This is a genomic window from Kluyvera genomosp. 1, from assembly GCF_001266615.1.
Lineage (GTDB): Bacteria > Pseudomonadota > Gammaproteobacteria > Enterobacterales > Enterobacteriaceae > Kluyvera > Kluyvera cryocrescens_A.
In genome coordinates this window covers 1-20,123 of record NZ_LGHZ01000039.1, presented here as the reverse complement: position 1 = coordinate 20,123, position 20,123 = coordinate 1, and the positions used below count along the sequence as shown (strand labels likewise).

Here is a 20,123-nt window from a genome sequence, read left to right as displayed (position 1 = left end):
GACGATACTGAATGCTAACCATGCGATTATGCAGGGGGTAGAATCTACGACTCCTGCATTTTCTGCTGGAAGGTAATTTCGATAAACTCAGCTGGCCTAACTATCGCAACCATAACGGTAATACGCAAAATACCTTCCAGAATATCGTTACCGGTCATCGTCTTGCCCAGACCTACGCTGACATTGTAAGCGTCCCCTGGCGTTGAACCGGCTAACCCGCCTCGCTTCCAGATACCGTACAGGAAATTGCCCAGCATGCTTTCCATCGACACCCAGGTGTTAGCCACATTAGGCTCAAAGACATAGGTTTTAGAAGCAAGCTTAATGGACTCTTCTAGCATAATCATCGTGCGTCGGACGTTGATATAACGCCAGTCCAGGCTATTGCCATCCAGCGTCCTGGCTCCCCATACGAGTGTACCTTCCCCAATAAACGGCCGAATGGCGTTGATTGATTTACCTTGAGTTGTGACGTTCAGATCTTCTTGTCCGTCATCGCTGATACTGACGGTCGGGGAGACCACGGCATTAACGCTGACGTTAGCCGGCGCCTTCCACACCCCACGAGAGTTATCGACCATGGTATAAATACCCGCCATTGCCGAAGAAGGCGGCAGGATATTTTGCTGGAATTTAATGTCCGCCATGATGGTTTGGTATAGCGGACTCATATTCGACAGAATCTTGTGCAGTAGCACCGCATCCGGCCGTGGGAACTCAGCGCTGAGCTTGGCAATTTCATCAAGCATTGCCTGTTTGCGCGTGGCTCTGAGTTTGTTACCGTCCGTACTCAGTTCTTCCTCAGACAGACCTTCTAAGTCACTGAACATCAGCGCAACTTCACCGTTCAGCAGTTCAGCTAACTTATCGATATTACTGATGTTGAGGAAACTGACATCGCTGTCCTGCACGATGGAGGTATTGAGCCAGGGATAGTAAGCCGCGGAGTAATCGAGATAGTTGGTACCGAGTTTTGAGCGGAAGCTTTCAACGCAGTCACCGTCAGGGTGTTGGCGGTCTTTGTAACCGTTCCAGACATCCAGGATAGCTACTCGGTTTTTCATCTTGCCGCCGCAGTGGCCTAGCATTGCCTGCTCGACGTTAATACAGTCGTCCTCGGCCAGTTGAATGGCTTCAGGAATAAGCAGCATCGTGGGTTCGGCTTCTTTAATCAGTGGCAGAATGCCGCCTTTTAATACCGCTGCGTCGATATCATCGGAATAATTACCTACCGAGACGATATAGCAAGGGCCGCCGCCATTTTGGAAGAAAAATAGCATGCTGTAGTAAAGATGATGGCGGGTGTTTGATTGCGTTATTTGGTAGGTTTTTCCTGATTGCTTGAATGCCTCACGGGTATTCGCATCATGCGTGGTGCTTATTTCGGATATCTCAAATAAATGTTGAGGTTCACGGCCAAAATATTGGCGGTATTCCGACATAGAGGTAATTCGACACCCTTGATTGCTTAACGATTTACCCCCGTTATCTGCTTTTTCGGTATAGCCGATAAACGCGGGAACCGCAGTGGCAACTTCAACAACTGAGTTTGGGAATGCATTCTGCTCAACAATATATACGCCAGGTGTTTTCATTACGTCCATAGTTTGGACCTTCATGTCATTGATTGGCAACCATGCCTATCTGTTAACACACAGAAATAGCGCTGTTAAGAAAGGCATTCAATTAAAACTATCTTATTAACTTTTGATGAGTCTGGTATAGCGTTTTCCGTGTTTTCTGTCAACTCTCGTTGTTGGGAAATTTTGGTTACATTTTTATCTTTACTGATATAAACATTTTCTAGTACTTGTTTAGTCTGTTAGTGATAACCCACGATTACCGCGGAACTCACCGCCTGACTCTCGGATTTAACGTTCTATGTTTGTTGGTTGGAGAGATAACTATTCCGTGTTTTTTGACGCAACGGATTATAAAATTCATGACTTTTACCCATGAGTACGTAGTTCTTTATTGTTTAACATTGAGTCCACTTAAGCGCTTATATGATTGATATAAAATGCTTGCATGTCATCGCTATGTCATTTGATGTAGATATTAGCAATAGCAATTTTGATACCATTGACAATGATATTGATATATTTTATGGGGTTGTTAAGGGCAGGGTTTTATCATTACGTTATTAGTATCCCAGTGAAAGTGGCTCCGGAATTTCCCAGGTGTAATTAATGAGGCTGATCATGTTACAGGCCGCTATGCTGACGTTTATTCTGAGAAATAAAATAAATTATTATGGGGTTATTGAAACCGAACTGACAGATATTCAGGAAGCACAAAGATGTGCGAGATTCTTATAAAAACGATAAGATTACCGTAGTGGATCCCCTGCAGGGGAATAAGTAGAAGATGTCTATGAATTAGCAAAATAAAAATCCACGCTATAGAGCGTGGATTTTTTCAACTCTTAGCTATCTGCATGAGATTTCGTAAATCCCATGAGAAAGCAGAAACTAATCAGACGTTGAACAAGAAGTTCATCACATCGCCATCTTTAACGATGTAATCTTTCCCTTCTGCACGCATCTTGCCGGCTTCTTTCGCGCCTTGCTCACCTTTGTAGGTGATGAAGTCTTCAAACGCGATGGTCTGCGCGCGGATGAAGCCTTTTTCGAAGTCGGTGTGGATTTTACCCGCGGCCTGTGGGGCAGTTGCGCCAACAGGGATGGTCCATGCACGCACTTCTTTCACGCCAGCGGTGAAGTAAGTTTGCAGGCTCAGTAACTCATAACCGGCGCGGATAACGCGGTTAAGGCCGGGTTCTTCGAGGCCCATTTCAGCCATGAATTCTTCACGGTCTGCGTCGTCAAGCTCAGCGATATCGGCTTCAACAGCCGCGCAAACGGCAACAACTACAGAACCTTCGGCAGCGGCGATTTCGCGCACTTTGTCGAGGTATGGGTTATTTTCAAAACCATCTTCGTTGACGTTGGCGATGTACATCGTTGGCTTCAGGGTCAGGAAGCTCAGGTATTTGATTGCCGCTTTGTCTTCTTCGGTCAGGGTTTTCAGTGCACGCAGCATGCCGGCGTTTTCCAGTTGTGGCAGGCATTTTTCCAGTGCAGCCTGTTCCGCTTTTGCGTCTTTATCGCCACCTTTGGCTTTTTTCTGCACGCGGTGCAAAGCGCGCTCACAGGTGTCGAGGTCGGACAGCGCCAGCTCGGTGTTGATGACTTCGATATCATCAGCCGGGTCAACTTTGTTGTTAACGTGGATGATGTTGTCGTTTTCAAAACAACGAACGACGTGACCGATAGCTTCGGTTTCACGGATGTTGGTCAGGAACTGGTTACCCAGGCCTTCACCTTTAGACGCGCCTTTTACCAGGCCCGCGATATCAACGAATTCCATGGTGGTTGGCAGAATACGCTGTGGTTTAACGATTTCAGCCAGCTGATCCAGACGCGGATCGGGCATCGGGACCACACCGGTGTTCGGCTCGATAGTACAGAACGGGAAGTTTGCCGCTTCAATACCCGCTTTAGTGAGCGCGTTGAACAGGGTGGATTTGCCTACGTTTGGCAAACCAACGATACCGCATTTGAATCCCATGTTTAAATCACCTTAATCTTTTGATTTTCAACCTGTTATCGAAAACAGATTGTAGAAAAGTAAATAACTCTGCCTATTATACACGTCATACGGGAAAAATACCGTATGCACTTTATCCTTCAGGTGCGGCAGGCTTTGCCGACGCGCGCCTCATTACGGTTGCAGAGCCAAAATCGCCCTGAGTGCGGTATGAAGGATTTGTGTATCACTGGATACTTATTGCGCCTTGAAAGCGTGTAAGCGGTTAGTGGCTTTCGTCAGGCCGTCTTTCAGCCAAACCTCAGTGCAGCACGCCGCTTCGTCTACCGCATCGTCAATAAGTTTCTGCTCAGCCGCCTGGGGTTTACCCAAGACAAAACCGACAACCTTACTTTTATCGCCCGGATGACCGATTCCGATGCGTAAGCGGTGAAAATTAGGGTTATTCCCCAATTTGCTGATGATATCTTTCAGCCCGTTGTGGCCGCCGTGGCCACCGCCGAGCTTAAACTTTGCCACGCCTGGCGGCAGATCCAGCTCATCGTGCGCCACCAGAATTTCATCTGGATTAATGCGATAGAAGGTGGCCAGTGCCGCAACGGCTTTGCCGCTGAGGTTCATAAACGTCGTGGGCACCAGTAGGCGAACATCCTCTCCAGCCATATTAATGCGGGAGGTGTAGCCAAAAAATTTACTTTCTTCTCGCAGCGGGGCGCGAAAACGCTCTGCGAGCAAATCGACATACCAGGCGCCCGCGTTGTGGCGCGTCTGTGCGTACTCTGCACCGGGGTTGGCCAGGCCGACAATCAGTTTAATCGTCACGTAGTTATTCCTGAGTGGGCAATCTTTCCGGCGGCTAGTTTACGTCGTGGCAGCGCGGTTGACAAAAATTAGCGGCGAAAGGGGTGAAAACTGAATAGTTCTAAAAAGAAATAATATGGATTTAATGCATTTCAGTAACTTAAATGTAAAGTTTTGTTGATTATATGTGCTCATTTGTGATCGGAGGCGCAATTATATTTTGTGGTGTTGTCTATACTTTACACACTAGGAATAGGGATATATCCCTAAACCCGCAGCCAATCTACGGAGGTGACACTATGAAACGCAAAAACGCTTCGTTACTCGGTAATGTGCTTATGGGGTTAGGCTTGATCGTGATGGTCGTAGGCGTCGGTTATTCCATTTTAAACCAGCTGCCGCAACTTAACCTGCCACAGTTCTTTGCACATGGTGCGATCCTCAGCATCTTCGTCGGTGCCGTACTTTGGCTTACCGGGGCGCGTGTGGGTGGGCATGAGCGTATTAGCGACAGATATTGGTGGGTGCGTCACTATGACAAACGCTGCCGCCGTAACAACAACACGTCTCATCGCCACAGCTAAATAATAGCGCCAAACGGAACCGGAAAGAAAATTTGTGAAGTCCTGGTCGAAAGACCGGGACTTTTCTTTATGTAGGGCACGTTAACCAGCCGCGTGCCCATTTTATTGTTCAAACGATTATTCAAATAAGCGCTGATGCAATGCTTTTACTGCGCTATCGGCTACATCGCCCGGCAGCAGGAAGCACAAGTTGTTAGTCGATGCACCGTGACAAATCATCCGCACCGCATGTTCGTCAAAACGAGCGAAGACATCTTTGCAGACGCTGGATGCCTGGGTCAGCTGATTGCCGATAAGAGTGACCAGCGCCAATCCGGTTTCCACTTCAACGCGGCAGTGCGAAGAAAGGGCGGTGAATAGCGCGGTAGTCAGCGTCGGATCTTCACCGGACGTGGCATTGGTGGAATCCAGCGCCAGCGCAATGCTGTTCTCAGACGTGGTAACCAGATCTGCCGCTACCGTATGCTGTTCTAAAAGAGCAAAAATCTGCGCTAAGAAACGATAGGACGGTTGCGTATTCAGGCTGTGCAGGCGCAGCAGCGTCTGCTTGCGGCGCACGGCAACCGCGCGATAGCTAGGTGGGTTTTCCGTTGTGCTACAGACCAACGTGCCGCCGGCGACGGTATCTTTGCTGGAACCGACAAACACCGGAATATTTTTGCGCATCGCGGGCATTAACGTTGCTGGGTGCAAAACCTTGGCGCCGTAAGCGGCCATATCGCTGGCTTCAGAAAATGAGATGCTATCGATGCGTTTTGCTTGCGGCGCAATGCGCGGGTCGGTGGTGTAGATACCGGCAACGTCGGTCCAAATATCCACGCGAGCTGCATGCAACGCTTCACCCAGAAGGGATGCCGTGTAATCACTGCCGCCACGCCCCAGCGTTGTGGTGTGGCCAGCGGCATCGCGACCAATAAAACCCTGGGTAATCATGATGGCTTGTTCAATACGCGGACGTAAGTGCATTTCCGCGAGTTCAGCCAGCGCCGTGACATCAGGCTCCGCGCAGCCGTAGTTTGAATCGGTGCGCATAACGCTACGCGCGTCAAACCAACTGGCTTCAACGCCGCGTTCACGTAAAACTTCGGTGAAAAGCAGGCTCGACATCAACTCCCCGTGGCTCACCAGTTCATCGCTCAATGCGGTTGACGGAGACGTCATCGCAATTTGCGCAAGGCGGCCAATATTATCGAGAAGATTATCAATTTCTGCGCTGATGATGGATGGGTTCTTCAGGCGAGAAATGATGTTGTGCTGGATAGTGCGAAGTGTCTCAATCTTGTCTAATTGCAGATGGCTTTCCAGACCTTCAGAAAGCTCGACCAGCAAGTTTGTGACGCCTGCCGAGGCCGACAGAACCACTAAACGAACATTTTGATCGGAAAGGACAATGCTGGCGCTGCGATTCATTGCATCAAAATCAGCAACGCTAGTGCCGCCAAATTTGGCAACGATGAACTGTGGATAAATGCGAGTCATAACAATCTCATATCAGGGCGCCATAAATACATGGCTAGAAAATTTTCATTCTCGGCATAAGGGAAGACTGCTTCGCCTTACGAAATGTCCGCCCGCGAACATTTCTAATGACAACCCAGGAAATACTCCTGTTGTCGATAACGAGTTTCGCCTGTCGCTCGTTACCGGGGAATGCGCATTAACTGTTTATTTACAGCGTATGTAAATAAGCGCGCCATACTAAGTGATTTATCCTTAGGGATCGACTTATTTATTTTAATAAACCATAAACAAGTTAAAGATCGTGCTTTAACTAAAGAAGACTTACTCTATTAATGGTAAAAACGTGTAAAAAATTAATAAAACCCTGTCAATCTGATGGATTTCATTAGATTGTCCGCATTGTAGCCATCTGTTGCTGTTTAAGATAAATGGTAACAATTCTTGCTGAAATCGTTGTTGATGAGTTAACGCTATTGGTTGATTTTAAAGGGAAAAAAGTTGTTAAAAAGCGCGGAAAAATAAATGATTGAGTCCATGCTTAAAACAACATATATTAGCCGCGTTTTTTTACAGGCAATCCTTTTAACCATTTATTCAATCGGGCGCAAATCTACGCCTGCTTGTAGGAGTGATATGATGACGGATAAAGTCCGTATTGATACTTTAAATGCTAATTCATTACCGCAAAGCAATGATACCTTTTTAGCAAGACAAGCTGAGTTTGAATCTAATGTCAGAAGCTATCCACGTAAACTGCCATTGGCGATTGCCAAAGCGCAGGGCGTATGGATTACTGATGTTGAAAATAATCAATATCTTGATTGTCTGGCAGGTGCCGGTACTCTGGCGCTTGGTCATAATCATCCCGATGTGCTTCAAAGCATTCAAAGTGTCATCTCCAGTGGCCTACCGTTACATACGCTCGATCTTACTACGCCATTAAAAGATGAATTTTCATCTTATTTACTCTCTTTATTACCGGGACAGGGCAAAGAGTATTGCCTGCAGTTTACCGGCCCATCCGGCGCAGATGCCGTGGAAGCGGCGCTGAAACTGGCTAAAAAAGTCACCGGTCGTTCTAGCATCATCAGCTTCTCCGGCGGCTACCATGGTATGACCCATGGCGCGCTGTCCGTGACCGGCAACCTGTCGCCAAAAGAAGCCGTCAGCAACATGATGGCAGAAGTTCAGTTCATGCCGTATCCGCACGAATACCGTTGCCCGCTGGGTATCGGTGGCGAAGCGGGCGTCAAAGCGCTGACCTACTACTTTGAAAACCTGATCAACGACGTTGAAAGCGGCGTGCGTAAACCTGCGGCGGTTATTCTTGAAGCCGTTCAGGGTGAAGGCGGCGTGAACCCGGCTCCGGTCGAGTGGCTGCAGCGCATTCGCAAAGTGACTCAGGAGCACGGCATTCTGCTGATTATCGATGAAGTCCAGGCCGGCTTTGCCCGTACCGGTAAGCTGTTCGCCTTCGAACACGCCGGTATTGAGCCAGATATCATCGTGATGTCCAAAGCGGTCGGCGGCGGTCTGCCACTGGCGGTTCTGGGGATTAAAAAGCAGTTTGATGCGTGGGCTCCAGGCCACCACACCGGGACTTTCCGTGGTAACCAGCTGGCAATGGCCACCGGTTTAACGACGCTGAAGATCCTCAAAGACGACAAGATTGCCGACAAAGTTGCCGCCCAGGGCGAGTGGCTGAAAGGCAAACTGGCAGAACTGCAGAAACGCTATCCGGTTATCGGCCAGGTTCGCGGTCTGGGCCTGATGATTGGTCTCGAAATCGTAAAACCAAACGAAGCGCAGGATCACATGGGCTGCTACCCAGCCGATGGCGAACTGTCTGCACTGCTGCAGAAAAAATGCTTCGAATCCGGCCTGATTCTGGAGCGCGGTGGTCGTCACGGTTGCGTACTGCGTCTGCTGCCGTCTCTGCTTATCACCAATGAAGAGCTGGAAATCTTCCTCGATAAATTTGAAAACGCCTTGCTGGGCGCTGGCGTGAAGCCGGTTTAACGGAGTGGGTCGAATGTCTGATGTAAACCCGATTCTGTCCGGTTCGGCGCAGAGCATTGCTGCCTATCAGGACGCTATCGAGCAGAGCACTAAAGCCGTTGTCGAATGGTTGAAGCAGCCTGAGATGTATCAGGGCAAAACCGTTGAACAGCTGCGTGATCGTATCAGCCTGAATTTCACCTCCGGGGGCCTGGGCAACCAGGCCGCTATCGAGCGTGCGGTTGAATATTTCCTTAAAGACAGTCTGTCCGTGCATCATGCGCAGTGCGTGGCGCACCTGCATTGCCCAAGCCTGGTGATTAGCCAGGCCGCGGAAGTGCTGATCAACGCCACGAACCAGAGTATGGACTCCTGGGACCAAAGCCCGTCCGCGACCATCATTGAGATCAAACTCATTGAGTGGCTGCGTGAGCAGGTGGGATACACCGCAGGCGATGCGGGCGTGTTTACCAGCGGCGGCACCCAGAGCAACCTGATGGGTCTGATGCTGGCTCGCGACGCGTTCTTCGCGCGTCAGGGTCACTCTATCCAACAGGATGGTTTAACTGGCGATCTGAGCAAAATCAAAGTGTTCTGCTCTGAAAATGCCCACTTCTCCGTGCAGAAAAACATGGCGTTGATGGGGCTGGGTTATCGCTCCGTGACGCTGGTGAAAACCGATAAATTCTCGCGTATGGATCTTAACGATCTGCGTAAGAAGCTGGCGCAGGCGAAAGCCAACGGTGAACAGGTGATGGCCATTGTTGCTACCGCCGGTACTACCGATGCGGGTGCTATCGATCCGTTAGCGGAAATCGCTGCACTGGCTGCGGAACAGCAGGTCTGGATGCACGTGGATGCCGCGTGGGGCGGGGCGTTACTGCTTTCTGAGAAGTATCGTCACTTCCTCAACGGGCTGGAACTGGCTGACTCTGTCACCCTGGACTTCCATAAGCAGTTCTTCCAGACCATCAGCTGCGGCGCATTCTTGTTAAAAGAAGCGCGTCACTATGAGCTGATGCGTTACCAGGCTGCGTACCTGAACTCTGACTTCGATGAAGAGCATGGCGTACCAAACCTGGTGTCGAAATCCCTGCAGACTACGCGTCGTTTCGATGCGCTGAAACTGTGGATGGGTCTCGAAGCACTGGGTAAAAAGCAGTATGCCGAAATCATTGATAACGGCGTTACGCTTGCCCGTGATGTTGCTGAGTTTGTTGCTGCCCAGCCACATCTGGAGCTGGTGATGGAGCCACAACTGGCGAGCGTTCTGTTCCGCTTCCGCCCGGAAAGCACCGATATGGCGTTTGTCGCGCTGTTGAACCAGCGCATCGGCGACGTTCTGCTGGCTTCCGGCAGCGCTAACGTTGGTGTGACCGAAGCGGATGGCGTCACCTGCCTGAAGCTGACCTTGCTGAACCCAACGGTATGCCTGGAGGACGTTAAAGTCCTGCTGGCCAGCGTGAAAGAGACGGCAGAACAGCTGCTGAAAGCGTAACGTTTAACGTTATAGCTGAAATGAAAATGGCTCCCTGGGGAGCCATTTTTTTTACTGAATGTCCGCCAGCGCGGCGTCTTTGTTCGGGAAGAAGGCTAAACGTCCCGGAATTGGCTGGATACCGGCGCGCGCCATGGTGCGCAGCGGCTGGAACTCAAGATTCGAGACCCGCAGTTCACAGCCTTCCGGCAGTTTGTTGACGAAACGCTGGAACGCATCGAGACCACCGGCATCCAGCACTGGCACTGCATCCCACTTCAGCACCACAATTCTTTTACCGGCAATGCGCGTTTCCAGATCGGTAAACAACCCTTCGGCAGCGGCAAAGAATAGTGGACCAATGACGCGCAATACCAGCACATCGTCGGGAACAGTGACGTTTACCGCCGAAAGACGGGTCATCCGTGCGATACGACGCATGAACAGCAGTGACGCCAGCACGATGCCGACGCTGATGGCAATGACCATATCGAACAGCACGGTGAGCGACATACAAATCAGCATCACGATGATGTCGTCTTTCGGCGCTTTGCGCAGCAGATAAACGACTTTGTGCGCTTCGCTCATGTTCCACGCCACCATCAGCAGCAGAGCGGCCATTGCCGACAGCGGCAGCCACGACAGCACAGGGGCGAGAACCAGCAGCGCCAGAATGACTAAAACCGCGTGAATTACCGCTGAAACCGGTGAAGTTGCTCCTGCACGCACGTTGGCGGCGGAGCGAGCAATCGCCGCAGTTGCGGTAATCCCGCCAAAGAATGGCGCCACAATGTTACCCAGTCCCTGGCCGATAAGCTCACTATTGGCTTTGTGCTTGGTACCCGTCATGCCGTCCAACACGACGGCACACAGCAGCGACTCAATCGCGCCCAGCATTGCCATCGAGAAGGCAGCAGGCAACAGTGCCTGCAGAGAGGCCCAGCTTAACGTAAAGCTCGAACCGGGTAGATCCCACGGTAGGACAAACTGCGGTAGCAGCTGCGGGATGCCGTTCCCCTGGGAACCGTCCGCCAGAATATAGTGGAACTGGGAGCCTATCGTGGCGACGTGGCCGCCAAGCAGATTGACGATGACCATCACCAGGCAGCCGGCAATCAGCGCAGGCAAGTGTCCTGGCAGACGTAGACCGAGGCGTGGCCACAGGATTAGAGTCCCAAGGGTCACGACGCCTATCGCCGCATCGCCGAAATTGATGGTCGGCAAGGCCATCGCCAGCGCGCCCACTTTTTGCAGATAATGTTCAGGTACATGCGCCATTTGCAGGCCGAGGAAATCTTTAATCTGCATGGTCCCGATGGTAATGCCGATCCCCGAGGTAAAACCGAGGGTCACCGACAGCGGGATATATTCGATCAGACGGCCAAAACGGGCGAGGCCAAAGAGAATCAAGAATAAGCCGGACATCAACGTGGCAACCAGCAAACCGGCGAGGCCGAACTGCTGAGAAACGGGGTAGAGGATCACCACAAAGGCGGCAGTTGGCCCGGAAACGCTAAAGCGGGAACCGCCGCTTAGGGCGATAACAATCCCAGCGACGGCTGAGGTATAAAGGCCGTACTGTGGTGCTACGCCGCTGCCAATCGCCAGCGCCATGGCCAGCGGAATGGCGATAATACCGACGGTTATCCCGGCGATAAGGTCGCGCATAAAGCGCGCGGAACTGTATTTCTCTTTCCAGCAGGCATCAATCAGCGCGCGGAAAGGCATGATATCGGGGGAGAATAATTTATTCACAATACTGTTTCATCCATGAGCGCATCATCTGTCAGGTGAATGGCAGTGAAGTTGGCATAAATCATACAAATAAACACTATAGACAAAAAAACCCGCCGCAGCGGGTTTTTTAACCAAATCCGATTAATGCTCGAACATGGCAGAGATGGATTCTTCGTTGCTGATACGACGAATCGCTTCGGCCAGCATCCCGGACAGGGTCAGGGTACGGACGTTTGGCAGCGCTTTGATCTCATCGCTTAACGGGATGGTATCGCAGACGATAACTTCGTCGATGACGGAGTTACGCAGGTTGTTTACCGCGTTACCGGAGAAGATCGGGTGAGTTGCGTAAGCGAATACGCGTTTTGCACCACGTTCTTTCAGCGCTTCAGCTGCTTTACACAGCGTGCCGCCGGTATCGATCATGTCATCAACCAGAATGCAGTCACGACCGGCAACATCACCGATGATATGCATAACCTGGGAAACGTTCGCACGCGGGCGGCGTTTGTCGATGATAGCCATGTCGGTATCGTTAAGCAGTTTAGCGATAGCACGTGCGCGAACGACGCCACCGATGTCTGGAGAAACCACAATTGGGTTTTCCAGGTTCAGCTGCAGCATATCTTCAAGCAGAATCGGGCTACCAAACACGTTATCAACCGGAACATCGAAGAAGCCCTGAATCTGCTCTGCGTGCAGGTCTACGGTCAGTACGCGGTCAACGCCAACGCTGGACAGGAAGTCAGCAACAACTTTAGCGGTGATAGGTACACGAGCAGAACGTACGCGACGATCCTGGCGGGCATAGCCGAAGTAAGGGATAACGGCGGTGATACGGCCTGCGGAAGCACGACGCAGGGCATCTACCATAACAACCAATTCCATCAGGTTGTCGTTAGTAGGGGCACAAGTGGACTGGATGATGAAAATATCACCACCGCGTACGTTTTCGTTAATTTGTACGCTGACTTCGCCGTCGCTAAAGCGACCTACAGCGGCGTCGCCGAGAGAAGTGTACAGGCGGTTGGCAATACGTTGTGCTAGTTCCGGGGTGGCGTTACCAGCAAAAAGCTTCATATCAGGCACGAGAAGAACCTCAGGCATGCGTCCAGTGGTGGATGAAACGGGCCAAAAACTGTGCGGGCCAGGCGCGATTTCATCCAGGCGGTGTATTAAAGAGCGCGATGCAACGTCTGGAACGGGGTGACGTTGTCACCGGAGCTCAGTTTGCCCGGCAGGGTTTACTCATCACTTTTCTTCTTTCGTCAGCAAAACTGGCGGAAATCCGAATGACTCAGAGTAGGGCTTGCTTCAATGGAGAGAGGTTTACACCTTTCGCCACAAAGCCTTGCAACCATTCCGGGGCTTGCTCAAGCACCTGGCGGGCAGCGAGTTCTGTGTCGAATTCAGCAAAGACACAGGCTCCTGTTCCAGTCAGGCGCGACGGCGCGTATTCTAACAGCCAGGAAAGCACATCATCAACCTCGCGAAAACGTTTTCTTGCGATAACCTCGCAATCATTAGCGAATTCACAATTTAATAACGTTTCTATTGACCTGACGGGGGTATTTCGTGGCAGCTCCGGATCGCGGAAAATGACCGGGGTCGGAATACTGACGCCCGGGTGGGCAACCAGATACCATTTTTCCGCCACCTCCACCGGCGTCAGCACTTCGCCGACACCTTCGGCAAAGGCGGCATGACCGCGAACAAACACCGGTACATCGGCTCCCAGCGTTAAGCCGATAGTCGCGAGCTCATCTTCTGAGAGATGACATTGCCAAAGATGGTTGAGAGCGACGAGGACGGTGGCGGCGTTAGACGAACCGCCGCCCAGGCCGCCGCCCATCGGCAAACGTTTGTCGATACTGATGTCGGCACCGCTGCCCTCTGGCAGACGCTGGCTGTCGGCCGCGGTCTTCATCAGTAGTCTCGCGGCGCGAATAATCAGGTTCTCTTCATTAGGCACGCCATCAACCGGCGTGAGCAGCCGCAGCTGGCCATCGGTGCGCGGCACAATGGTCAGCGTGTCACCATAATCCAGGAACTGAAACAGCGTTTGCAGCGTGTGGTAGCCGTCAGGACGCTGCCCGGTAATGTAGAGAAACAGGTTCAGCTTTGCGGGAGAGGGCCAGCGGGTCATCATTTAACGATCCAGTTATCCATTTTCAGCTTGATGCGCTGTGAGCCTTGGGTCAGTTCCATATTGGATGGCAGCGTCGGCTGGGTTTTGCTGTCGTAGCCGCCGTAGACCACTTTCCAGGTTTTCCCGTTCTGGGTGTAGTTGAGCTCGCTCAGACGGTACTGGTCGTCAAGCTTATAGTCGGTAGCATCACCCGGTAGGCCAACGATCCACTGGCGCAGGCTGTTGAGGGGAATGGGCATTCCGGTTAGCTTGCCAATCATTTCTTCACCGTCGGCGGCGGTGTAGTGTTGGCCTTTATTATCGGTCAACTGGGCGGAACCCGGCTGGCCAATCAGCTCAAGCTCGGTGCTACCTAATGGGTTGGTCAGCAGCAGGCGATAGTTGTCCTGGCCGGTTTGCTGCCAGAAGAAACGTGCGTAGACCTTCTGCTGGTCAGAAAGATAAGCAAAGGCGCCGCGCGTCTGGAACTGGTTAAGCTTGCGCACTTCTTGCTGATGCTGCTGCCACTCAGGGGAGGTTGGGCTTTTGCCCGGACCCTGCGGTTGTGTGGTGGTACAGGCGGTAAGAACCAGGGCTGCCAGCGGCAGCAGACGAACCATGCGGAAATCAGACAGGGCCATAATAATGACAATCCTTGAAATGCGTTGCAGTTATTACGCTTAATGCTAGCGTCGCCGGGGGGCAGCGTCTACGCTCAAGTTGTCTTAAATCATAAAATTAACCCAGCTTGCCTATTACTCCAAAAGGGGAGCCTCCCTTTTATTGATCTCGCGCATCCTGTATGATGCGCTCAGACTAACCTTATCAACGCTGGTACTACTCCCGCACAATGACCCTTTTAGCTCTTGGCATTAACCACAAAACAGCCCCGGTAGCGCTGCGAGAACGTGTAACGTTTTCGCCAGATACGCTTGACCAGGCGCTGGAGAGCCTGCTGGCTCAGCCAATGGTACAAGGGGGAGTGGTCCTGTCGACCTGCAACCGCACTGAGCTCTATCTGAGCGTCGAAGAGCAGGATAATCAGCATGAAGCGATTATCCGCTGGCTGTGCGATTACCACGGATTAAACGAAACCGAACTTCGCCAGAGCCTCTACTGGCATCAGGATAACGACGCCGTCAGCCATCTGATGCGCGTCGCCAGTGGCTTGGACTCGCTGGTGCTTGGTGAACCGCAAATCTTAGGTCAGGTCAAAAAAGCGTTTGCCGATTCTAGCCGCGGTCATCTCAACGTGAGCGAACTGGAACGCATGTTCCAGAAATCATTCTCCGTTGCTAAGCGCGTGCGCACAGAAACGGATATCGGCGCCAGCGCGGTGTCGGTGGCTTTTGCTGCCTGTACTCTCGCGCGACAAATCTTTGAATCTCTCTCGACGGTCACGGTGCTGCTGGTTGGCGCAGGTGAGACCATCGAGCTTGTGGCGCGCCATCTGCGCGAACATCACGTGCAAAAAATGCTGATTGCCAACCGTACTCGGGAACGAGCACAGGTGCTGGCGGACGAAGTTGGGGCGGAAGTGATTGCCCTAAGCGACGTCGACGAGCGGCTAAAAGAGGCCGACATTATTATCAGTTCAACCGCCAGCCCGCTGCCGATTATCGGTAAAGGCATGGTTGAGCGCGCACTGAAAGCGCGTCGCAATCAGCCGATGCTGCTGGTCGACATCGCCGTACCGCGCGACGTTGAACCGGAGGTGGGGAAACTCGCCAACGCCTATCTGTACAGCGTAGATGACCTGCAAAATATCATTCAGCACAACCTGGCGCAGCGCAAAGCCGCGGCGGTACAGGCTGAAACGATTGTCGAGCAGGAAGCCAGCGAATTTATGGCCTGGCTGCGCGCGCAAAGCGCCAGCGATATCATTCGTGATTATCGTGCTCAGGCGGAAAGTGCGCGTGAAGAACTCACCGCAAAAGCGATTGCCGCGCTCGAGCAGGGCGGCGATCCGCAGGTCATCATGCAGGATCTGGCGCGTAAATTAACCAACCGCCTGATCCACACGCCAACCAAATCACTTCAGCAGGCCGCCCGTGACGGGGATGATGAGCGCCTGCATATTCTGCGCAACAGCCTCGGGCTGGAGTAGCACAACTCTATTTATTACAAGGTGCATTTACGCCAATGAAGCCTTCTATTGTTGCTAAACTGGAAGCTCTCTACGAGCGCCATGAAGAAGTTCAGGCGCTGCTGGGGGACGCAGCAACTATTGCCGATCAGGACCGTTTCCGTGCGCTGTCGCGTGAGTACGCACAGTTGGGCGACGTGTCTCGTTGTTATACCGCCTGGCGCCAGGTTCAGGAAGATATTGAAACCGCGCAGATGATGCTCGATGATCCTGAAATGCGCGAAATGGCGCAGGAAGAGTTGCAGGAAGCCAAAGCGCGTGAAGAGCAGCTGGAACAGCAACTGCAGGTTCTGCTGCTGCCGCGCGATCCGGACGACGAGCGCAACGCGTTTGTCGAGGTACGCGCCGGTACCGGTGGCGACGAAGCGGCGCTGTTTGCGGGTGATTTGTTCCGTATGTACAGCCGCTACGCGGAATCCCGCCGCTGGCGCGTAGAGATCATGAGCGCCAACGAAGGCGAGCATGGTGGCTTCAAAGAAGTGATCGCTAAAATCAGCGGTGAGGGCGTTTATGGTCGTCTGAAATTTGAGTCTGGTGGTCACCGTGTACAGCGCGTGCCAGCCACTGAATCTCAGGGGCGTATCCATACTTCTGCGTGTACCGTGGCCGTCTTGCCAGAAGTGCCAGAAGCCGAGCTGCCGGATATCAACCCGGCCGACCTGCGTATTGATACCTTCCGCTCCTCGGGCGCGGGCGGTCAGCACGTTAACACCACCGACTCCGCAATTCGTATTACCCACTTGCCAACCGGCATTGTGGTGGAATGTCAGGATGAACGCTCCCAGCATAAAAACAAAGCCAAAGCGATGTCGGTGCTGGGTTCGCGTATTCGCGCGGCCGAAATTGCCCGTCGTCAGCAGGCGGAAGCCTCTGAGCGCCGTAACCTGTTGGGCAGCGGCGATCGCAGCGATCGTAACCGTACCTACAACTTCCCGCAGGGGCGCGTTACCGATCACCGCATCAACGTGACGCTTTACCGCTTGGATGAAGTGATGGAAGGCAAGCTGGATATGCTTATCGAGCCTATCGTGCAGGAATACCAGGCCGATCAGCTGGCGGCGCTGTCCGACACGGAATGATGACTTATCGACAGTGGCTGCAACAGGCCATCACGGCGTTCGCAGCGAGCGAAAGCCCGCGGCGCGACGCCGAGATCCTGCTGGGACACGTAACGGGCAAAGCGCGGACTTACATTCTGGCTTTTGATGAGACCGAACTGACCGACCCGCAGATGTCAGCACTGGCAGAACTGCTGGCACGGCGTGCTAACGGTGAGCCCGTTGCTCATCTGGTGGGCACGCGTGAGTTTTGGTCGTTGCCGCTGTTTGTCTCTCCGGTGACGCTGATCCCACGCCCGGATACGGAATGTTTAGTTGAGCAGGCGTTAGCACGTTTGCCGCAGATGCCGTGCCAGATATTGGATCTTGGCACCGGAACCGGCGCCGTGGCGCTGGCGCTGGCAAGTGAGCGCCCGGACTGCCAGTTGACCGCCGTCGATTTTATTGCCGATGCGGTGAAGTTGGCTCAGCGAAATGCCGATAATCTGGGTATTCACAACATCACCATTGTGCAAAGCGACTGGTTCAGTGCGCTTGATGAACAGCGTTTTGCCATGATTGTCAGCAATCCGCCCTATATCGATGAGCAGGATGAACACCTTGCTCAGGGCGATGTGCGTTTTGAACCGAAAACGGCATTGGTGGCGGCGCAAAACGGCCTTGCCGATCTGGCACATATCATTTGTCAGGGGCGTCAGCATCTGTTGCCGGGTGGCTATATGCTGCTGGAACATGGCTGGAAGCAGGGCGAAGCGGTACGCGCACTGTTCGACGATGCGGGCTATCAGCATGCCCAAACCTGTCGTGACTACGGTGATAACGATCGCCTGACGCTGGCGCAGTGGCCGGGTCACGTGGAGATGAGTCAATGAATCTGTTTCTGTGGGTGCTCTATTTACATATAGGGTCAGCCATTGTTTCCGTTAGTTTTTTTGCACTACGCTACTGGTGGAAACACCATGCTAACGCCATGCTGGATGCGCGCTGGGTGCGTGTTCTGCCGCATGCGGTCGACAGCGTGCTGCTTCTGAGCGGCGTCGCGCTGATGCTGATGACGCGCTATTTTCCTTTCACCGAAGAAGGGACATGGCTGACGGAGAAGCTGTTTGGCGTTATTATTTACATCTTTTTGGGTTTTGTCGCGCTTGGACGTCGTCGTCCGCGCAGTCAGCAGAGTGGCTTTGTCGCCTTCCTGCTCGCGCTGGTGGTGTTGTGCATCATCGTTAAACTCGCCATCACTAAAGTTCCGTTGTTGGGGTAAGGTATGAAGTCACTGGCTGATTTTGAATTTAATAAAGCGCCGCTGTGCGATGGCATGATCCTTATTTCCGAAATGATTCGTGATGATTTTCCCTCGCAGAAGGTGCGTGAGCAGCTCGAATGCCTGGTGGCATTAGCTCGCGAGGAGATTAGCCCCTCCTGGACGCTGACGCGCCAAATGGAGCGTCTGATTGAACTGTTTTATCACGAATGGAATTTTGGCGACTCTTCCGGCGTCTATCGTCTGTCAGACGCGCTGTGGCTGGATCAGGTGCTGAAAAATCGTCAGGGCAGTGCGGTCGCGCTGGGGGCGATAGTGCTGTGGATTGCCAGCCATCTCGATATTCCAGTTGTGCCGGTGATTTTCCCGACTCAGCTGCTGCTGCGCGCCGATGTTGACGACGAAGAACTGTGGCTGGTGAATCCGTTCAACGGCGAGACCCTCGACGAGCACACGTTGGAAGTGTGGCTCAAAGGCAACATCAGCCCGACGGCGGAACTGTTCAATGAAGATCTCGACGAAGCGGATAATGCGGAAGTCGTCCGTAAACTGCTCGATACGCTGAAATCGGCGCTGATGGAAGAGCGGCAGATGGAGTTGGCGCTAGGGGCCAGCCAAACGTTGCTGCAGTTTAACCCGGAAGACCCGTATGAAATTCGCGACCGTGGGCTTATCTATGCACAGCTCGAGTGTGAACATATCGCGCTGAATGATTTGAATTACTTCGTTGAACAGTGCCCGGAAGACCCGATAAGCGAAATGATTCGCGCGCAGATTAATACCATCGCGCATAAGCAAGTGACTCTTCACTAGAAGTGGATGACCTCGGTTATCCACCACATCCTTCAGCCGGCTCATGTACCGGTTGAGCCGCCACATTCCAGTTACGCCTGGGTGCGTTTCTGGAATAACGCAAGGGCATCTCGCGCTTGCTGTAGGCCAGTCTTTAGCGGGGCTAATTCGTTCCCTTGCCCCTTTGATGTAACTTAGATGATTTGCGTATATAATCGCGGAAATACCCTAACAAGGCGATCTTATGAAAGAAAAAGTGGTTAGCATTGGTGATATCAAAGTAGCAAACGACCTGCCGTTTGTTCTGTTTGGCGGCATGAACGTGCTGGAGTCACGCGATCTGGCAATGCGTATTTGCGAGCACTACGTGACCGTGACCCAGAAACTGGGTATCCCTTACGTGTTCAAAGCTTCATTTGATAAAGCCAACCGTTCCTCCATTCATTCCTACCGTGGTCCAGGCCTGGAAGAAGGGATGAAGATTTTCCAGGAACTGAAGCAAACCTTCGGCGTGAAAATCATCACTGACGTTCACGAAGCAAGCCAGGCACAGCCGGTTGCTGATGTGGTTGACGTTATTCAGCTGCCTGCGTTCCTGGCTCGCCAGACAGACCTGGTTGAAGCGATGGCGAAAACCGGCGCAGTGATTAACGTGAAGAAACCACAGTTCGTAAGCCCGGGCCAGATGGGTAACATCGTCGACAAGTTCATTGAAGGCGGGAACGACCAGATTATCCTGTGTGACCGTGGTGCAAACTTCGGTTACGACAACCTGGTTGTCGATATGCTGGGCTTTGGCGTGATGAAAAAAGCGTCCAACAACTCCCCGGTTATCTTTGACGTCACCCATGCGCTGCAGTGTCGTGACCCGTTTGGTGCCGCATCCGGCGGTCGTCGTGCACAGGTTGCTGAACTGGCGCGTGCCGGTATGGCAGTCGGTATTGCCGGTCTGTTCATCGAAGCGCACCCAGATCCAGACCACGCACGCTGCGATGGCCCGTCCGCGCTGCCACTGGATAAGCTGGAGCCGTTCCTGAAGCAAATGAAAGCTATCGACGACCTGGTTAAAGGTTTTGATGAGCTGGATACTAGCAAATAACGCTGTGTGATCTATAAAAAAGCCGGCCTGTT

General features: G+C 52.5%; 17 protein-coding genes. 9 read left to right on the top strand and 8 right to left on the bottom strand.

The genetic code is table 11. The annotated features are described in order from the left end of the window. Positions 1–44: 44 nt before the first annotated feature. The 3 genes from KP80_RS19545 to pth all read right to left on the bottom strand — a co-directional run bounded on the left by KP80_RS19545 (position 45) and on the right by pth (position 4,371). Entirely contained in the window at positions 45–1,604 is a 1,560-nt protein-coding gene (locus tag KP80_RS19545; protein WP_052285310.1) for a phage tail sheath family protein, read from the bottom strand. Positions 1,605–2,475: 871 nt separating this feature from the next. Next, a complete protein-coding gene (ychF, locus tag KP80_RS19540) occupies positions 2,476–3,570 on the bottom strand; it encodes a redox-regulated ATPase YchF (RefSeq protein ID WP_052285309.1) in 1,095 nt (364 codons plus the stop codon). Between the two features lie 216 nt (positions 3,571–3,786). Continuing rightward, on the bottom strand, positions 3,787–4,371 hold the full coding sequence (pth, locus tag KP80_RS19535; protein WP_052285308.1) for an aminoacyl-tRNA hydrolase: 585 nt from the start codon (positions 4,369–4,371) through the stop codon (positions 3,787–3,789). A gap of 278 nt (positions 4,372–4,649) precedes the next feature. On the opposite strand from pth, the gene ychH reads away from it, so the two are divergent. Beyond that, positions 4,650–4,934, top strand: coding sequence for a stress-induced protein YchH (gene ychH / locus KP80_RS19530; protein WP_052285307.1), 285 nt, complete (start codon positions 4,650–4,652; stop codon positions 4,932–4,934). Between the two features lie 117 nt (positions 4,935–5,051). On the opposite strand, the gene lysC is transcribed toward ychH, so the two are convergent. After that, complete coding sequence (lysC, locus tag KP80_RS19525; RefSeq protein WP_052285306.1) at positions 5,052–6,413, bottom strand: lysine-sensitive aspartokinase 3; 1,362 nt, start codon at positions 6,411–6,413, stop codon at positions 5,052–5,054. Positions 6,414–7,028: 615 nt separating this feature from the next. On the opposite strand from lysC, the gene KP80_RS19520 reads away from it, so the two are divergent. Continuing rightward, positions 7,029–8,414: a diaminobutyrate--2-oxoglutarate transaminase gene (locus KP80_RS19520; protein ID WP_156315701.1), complete on the top strand. Its 1,386-nt coding sequence runs from the start codon at positions 7,029–7,031 to the stop codon at positions 8,412–8,414. A gap of 13 nt (positions 8,415–8,427) precedes the next feature. Continuing rightward, positions 8,428–9,891: a pyridoxal phosphate-dependent decarboxylase family protein gene (locus KP80_RS19515; protein ID WP_052285304.1), complete on the top strand. Its 1,464-nt coding sequence runs from the start codon at positions 8,428–8,430 to the stop codon at positions 9,889–9,891. A gap of 51 nt (positions 9,892–9,942) precedes the next feature. Here the strand turns inward: KP80_RS19515 and dauA are convergent, their stop codons facing one another. From dauA to lolB, 4 genes are all read right to left on the bottom strand, one after another. Continuing rightward, positions 9,943–11,625, bottom strand: a complete 1,683-nt coding sequence (gene dauA / locus KP80_RS19510) for a C4-dicarboxylic acid transporter DauA (protein WP_072129174.1) — start codon at positions 11,623–11,625, stop codon at positions 9,943–9,945. Positions 11,626–11,748: 123 nt separating this feature from the next. Then, the gene (prs, locus tag KP80_RS19505; protein ID WP_112203978.1) at positions 11,749–12,696 is read right to left on the bottom strand and encodes a ribose-phosphate diphosphokinase; all 948 of its coding nucleotides are present in this window, start codon (positions 12,694–12,696) and stop codon (positions 11,749–11,751) included. A gap of 208 nt (positions 12,697–12,904) precedes the next feature. Continuing rightward, positions 12,905–13,753 carry a 4-(cytidine 5'-diphospho)-2-C-methyl-D-erythritol kinase gene (gene ispE, locus KP80_RS19500; protein ID WP_197276174.1) on the bottom strand — a complete coding sequence of 283 codons (849 nt, stop codon included), beginning with the start codon at positions 13,751–13,753 and terminating at the stop codon, positions 12,905–12,907. Then, positions 13,753–14,376 carry a lipoprotein insertase outer membrane protein LolB gene (gene lolB, locus KP80_RS19495; RefSeq protein WP_052285301.1) on the bottom strand — a complete coding sequence of 208 codons (624 nt, stop codon included), beginning with the start codon at positions 14,374–14,376 and terminating at the stop codon, positions 13,753–13,755. Before lolB ends, ispE begins: the two co-directional genes overlap by 1 nt. A 209-nt stretch (positions 14,377–14,585) precedes the next feature. On the opposite strand from lolB, the gene hemA reads away from it, so the two are divergent. The 6 genes from hemA (at position 14,586) to kdsA (ending at position 20,091) form a co-directional block, all read left to right on the top strand. After that, positions 14,586–15,842 carry a glutamyl-tRNA reductase gene (hemA, locus tag KP80_RS19490; RefSeq protein WP_052285300.1) on the top strand — a complete coding sequence of 419 codons (1,257 nt, stop codon included), beginning with the start codon at positions 14,586–14,588 and terminating at the stop codon, positions 15,840–15,842. 35 nt (positions 15,843–15,877) lie between these two features. Beyond that, positions 15,878–16,960, top strand: a complete 1,083-nt coding sequence (gene prfA, locus KP80_RS19485) for a peptide chain release factor 1 (protein WP_052285299.1) — start codon at positions 15,878–15,880, stop codon at positions 16,958–16,960. Beyond that, positions 16,960–17,811 (top strand): peptide chain release factor N(5)-glutamine methyltransferase, encoded by an 852-nt coding sequence (gene prmC, locus KP80_RS19480; RefSeq protein ID WP_052285298.1) that lies wholly within the window; start codon positions 16,960–16,962, stop codon positions 17,809–17,811. The genes prfA and prmC overlap by 1 nt, the downstream gene beginning before the upstream one ends. Continuing rightward, positions 17,808–18,200: a SirB2 family protein gene (locus KP80_RS19475; protein ID WP_052285297.1), complete on the top strand. Its 393-nt coding sequence runs from the start codon at positions 17,808–17,810 to the stop codon at positions 18,198–18,200. The genes prmC and KP80_RS19475 overlap by 4 nt, the downstream gene beginning before the upstream one ends. A 3-nt stretch (positions 18,201–18,203) precedes the next feature. Then, positions 18,204–19,013 carry an invasion regulator SirB1 gene (gene sirB1 / locus KP80_RS19470; protein WP_052285296.1) on the top strand — a complete coding sequence of 270 codons (810 nt, stop codon included), beginning with the start codon at positions 18,204–18,206 and terminating at the stop codon, positions 19,011–19,013. A 223-nt stretch (positions 19,014–19,236) separates the two neighbouring features. Continuing rightward, complete coding sequence (gene kdsA / locus KP80_RS19465; RefSeq protein ID WP_052285295.1) at positions 19,237–20,091, top strand: 3-deoxy-8-phosphooctulonate synthase; 855 nt, start codon at positions 19,237–19,239, stop codon at positions 20,089–20,091. Positions 20,092–20,123: the final 32 nt, after the last annotated feature.

Bases quoted from the DNA above. Each gene is read 5' to 3' on its own strand.
- KP80_RS19545 (WP_052285310.1), bottom strand. From the start codon at position 1,604: ATGGACGTAATGAAAACACCTGGCGTATATATTGTTGAGCAGAATGCA.
- ychF (WP_052285309.1), bottom strand. From the start codon at position 3,570: ATGGGATTCAAATGCGGTATCGTTGGTTTGCCAAACGTAGGCAAATCC.
- ychH (WP_052285307.1), top strand. From the start codon at position 4,650: ATGAAACGCAAAAACGCTTCGTTACTCGGTAATGTGCTTATGGGGTTA.
- lysC (WP_052285306.1), bottom strand. From the start codon at position 6,413: ATGACTCGCATTTATCCACAGTTCATCGTTGCCAAATTTGGCGGCACT.
- KP80_RS19520 (WP_156315701.1), top strand. From the start codon at position 7,029: ATGATGACGGATAAAGTCCGTATTGATACTTTAAATGCTAATTCATTA.
- KP80_RS19515 (WP_052285304.1), top strand. From the start codon at position 8,428: ATGTCTGATGTAAACCCGATTCTGTCCGGTTCGGCGCAGAGCATTGCT.
- ispE (WP_197276174.1), bottom strand. From the start codon at position 13,753: ATGACCCGCTGGCCCTCTCCCGCAAAGCTGAACCTGTTTCTCTACATT.
- lolB (WP_052285301.1), bottom strand. From the start codon at position 14,376: ATGGCCCTGTCTGATTTCCGCATGGTTCGTCTGCTGCCGCTGGCAGCC.
- hemA (WP_052285300.1), top strand. From the start codon at position 14,586: ATGACCCTTTTAGCTCTTGGCATTAACCACAAAACAGCCCCGGTAGCG.
- prfA (WP_052285299.1), top strand. From the start codon at position 15,878: ATGAAGCCTTCTATTGTTGCTAAACTGGAAGCTCTCTACGAGCGCCAT.
- prmC (WP_052285298.1), top strand. From the start codon at position 16,960: ATGACTTATCGACAGTGGCTGCAACAGGCCATCACGGCGTTCGCAGCG.
- KP80_RS19475 (WP_052285297.1), top strand. From the start codon at position 17,808: ATGAATCTGTTTCTGTGGGTGCTCTATTTACATATAGGGTCAGCCATT.
- sirB1 (WP_052285296.1), top strand. From the start codon at position 18,204: ATGAAGTCACTGGCTGATTTTGAATTTAATAAAGCGCCGCTGTGCGAT.
- kdsA (WP_052285295.1), top strand. From the start codon at position 19,237: ATGAAAGAAAAAGTGGTTAGCATTGGTGATATCAAAGTAGCAAACGAC.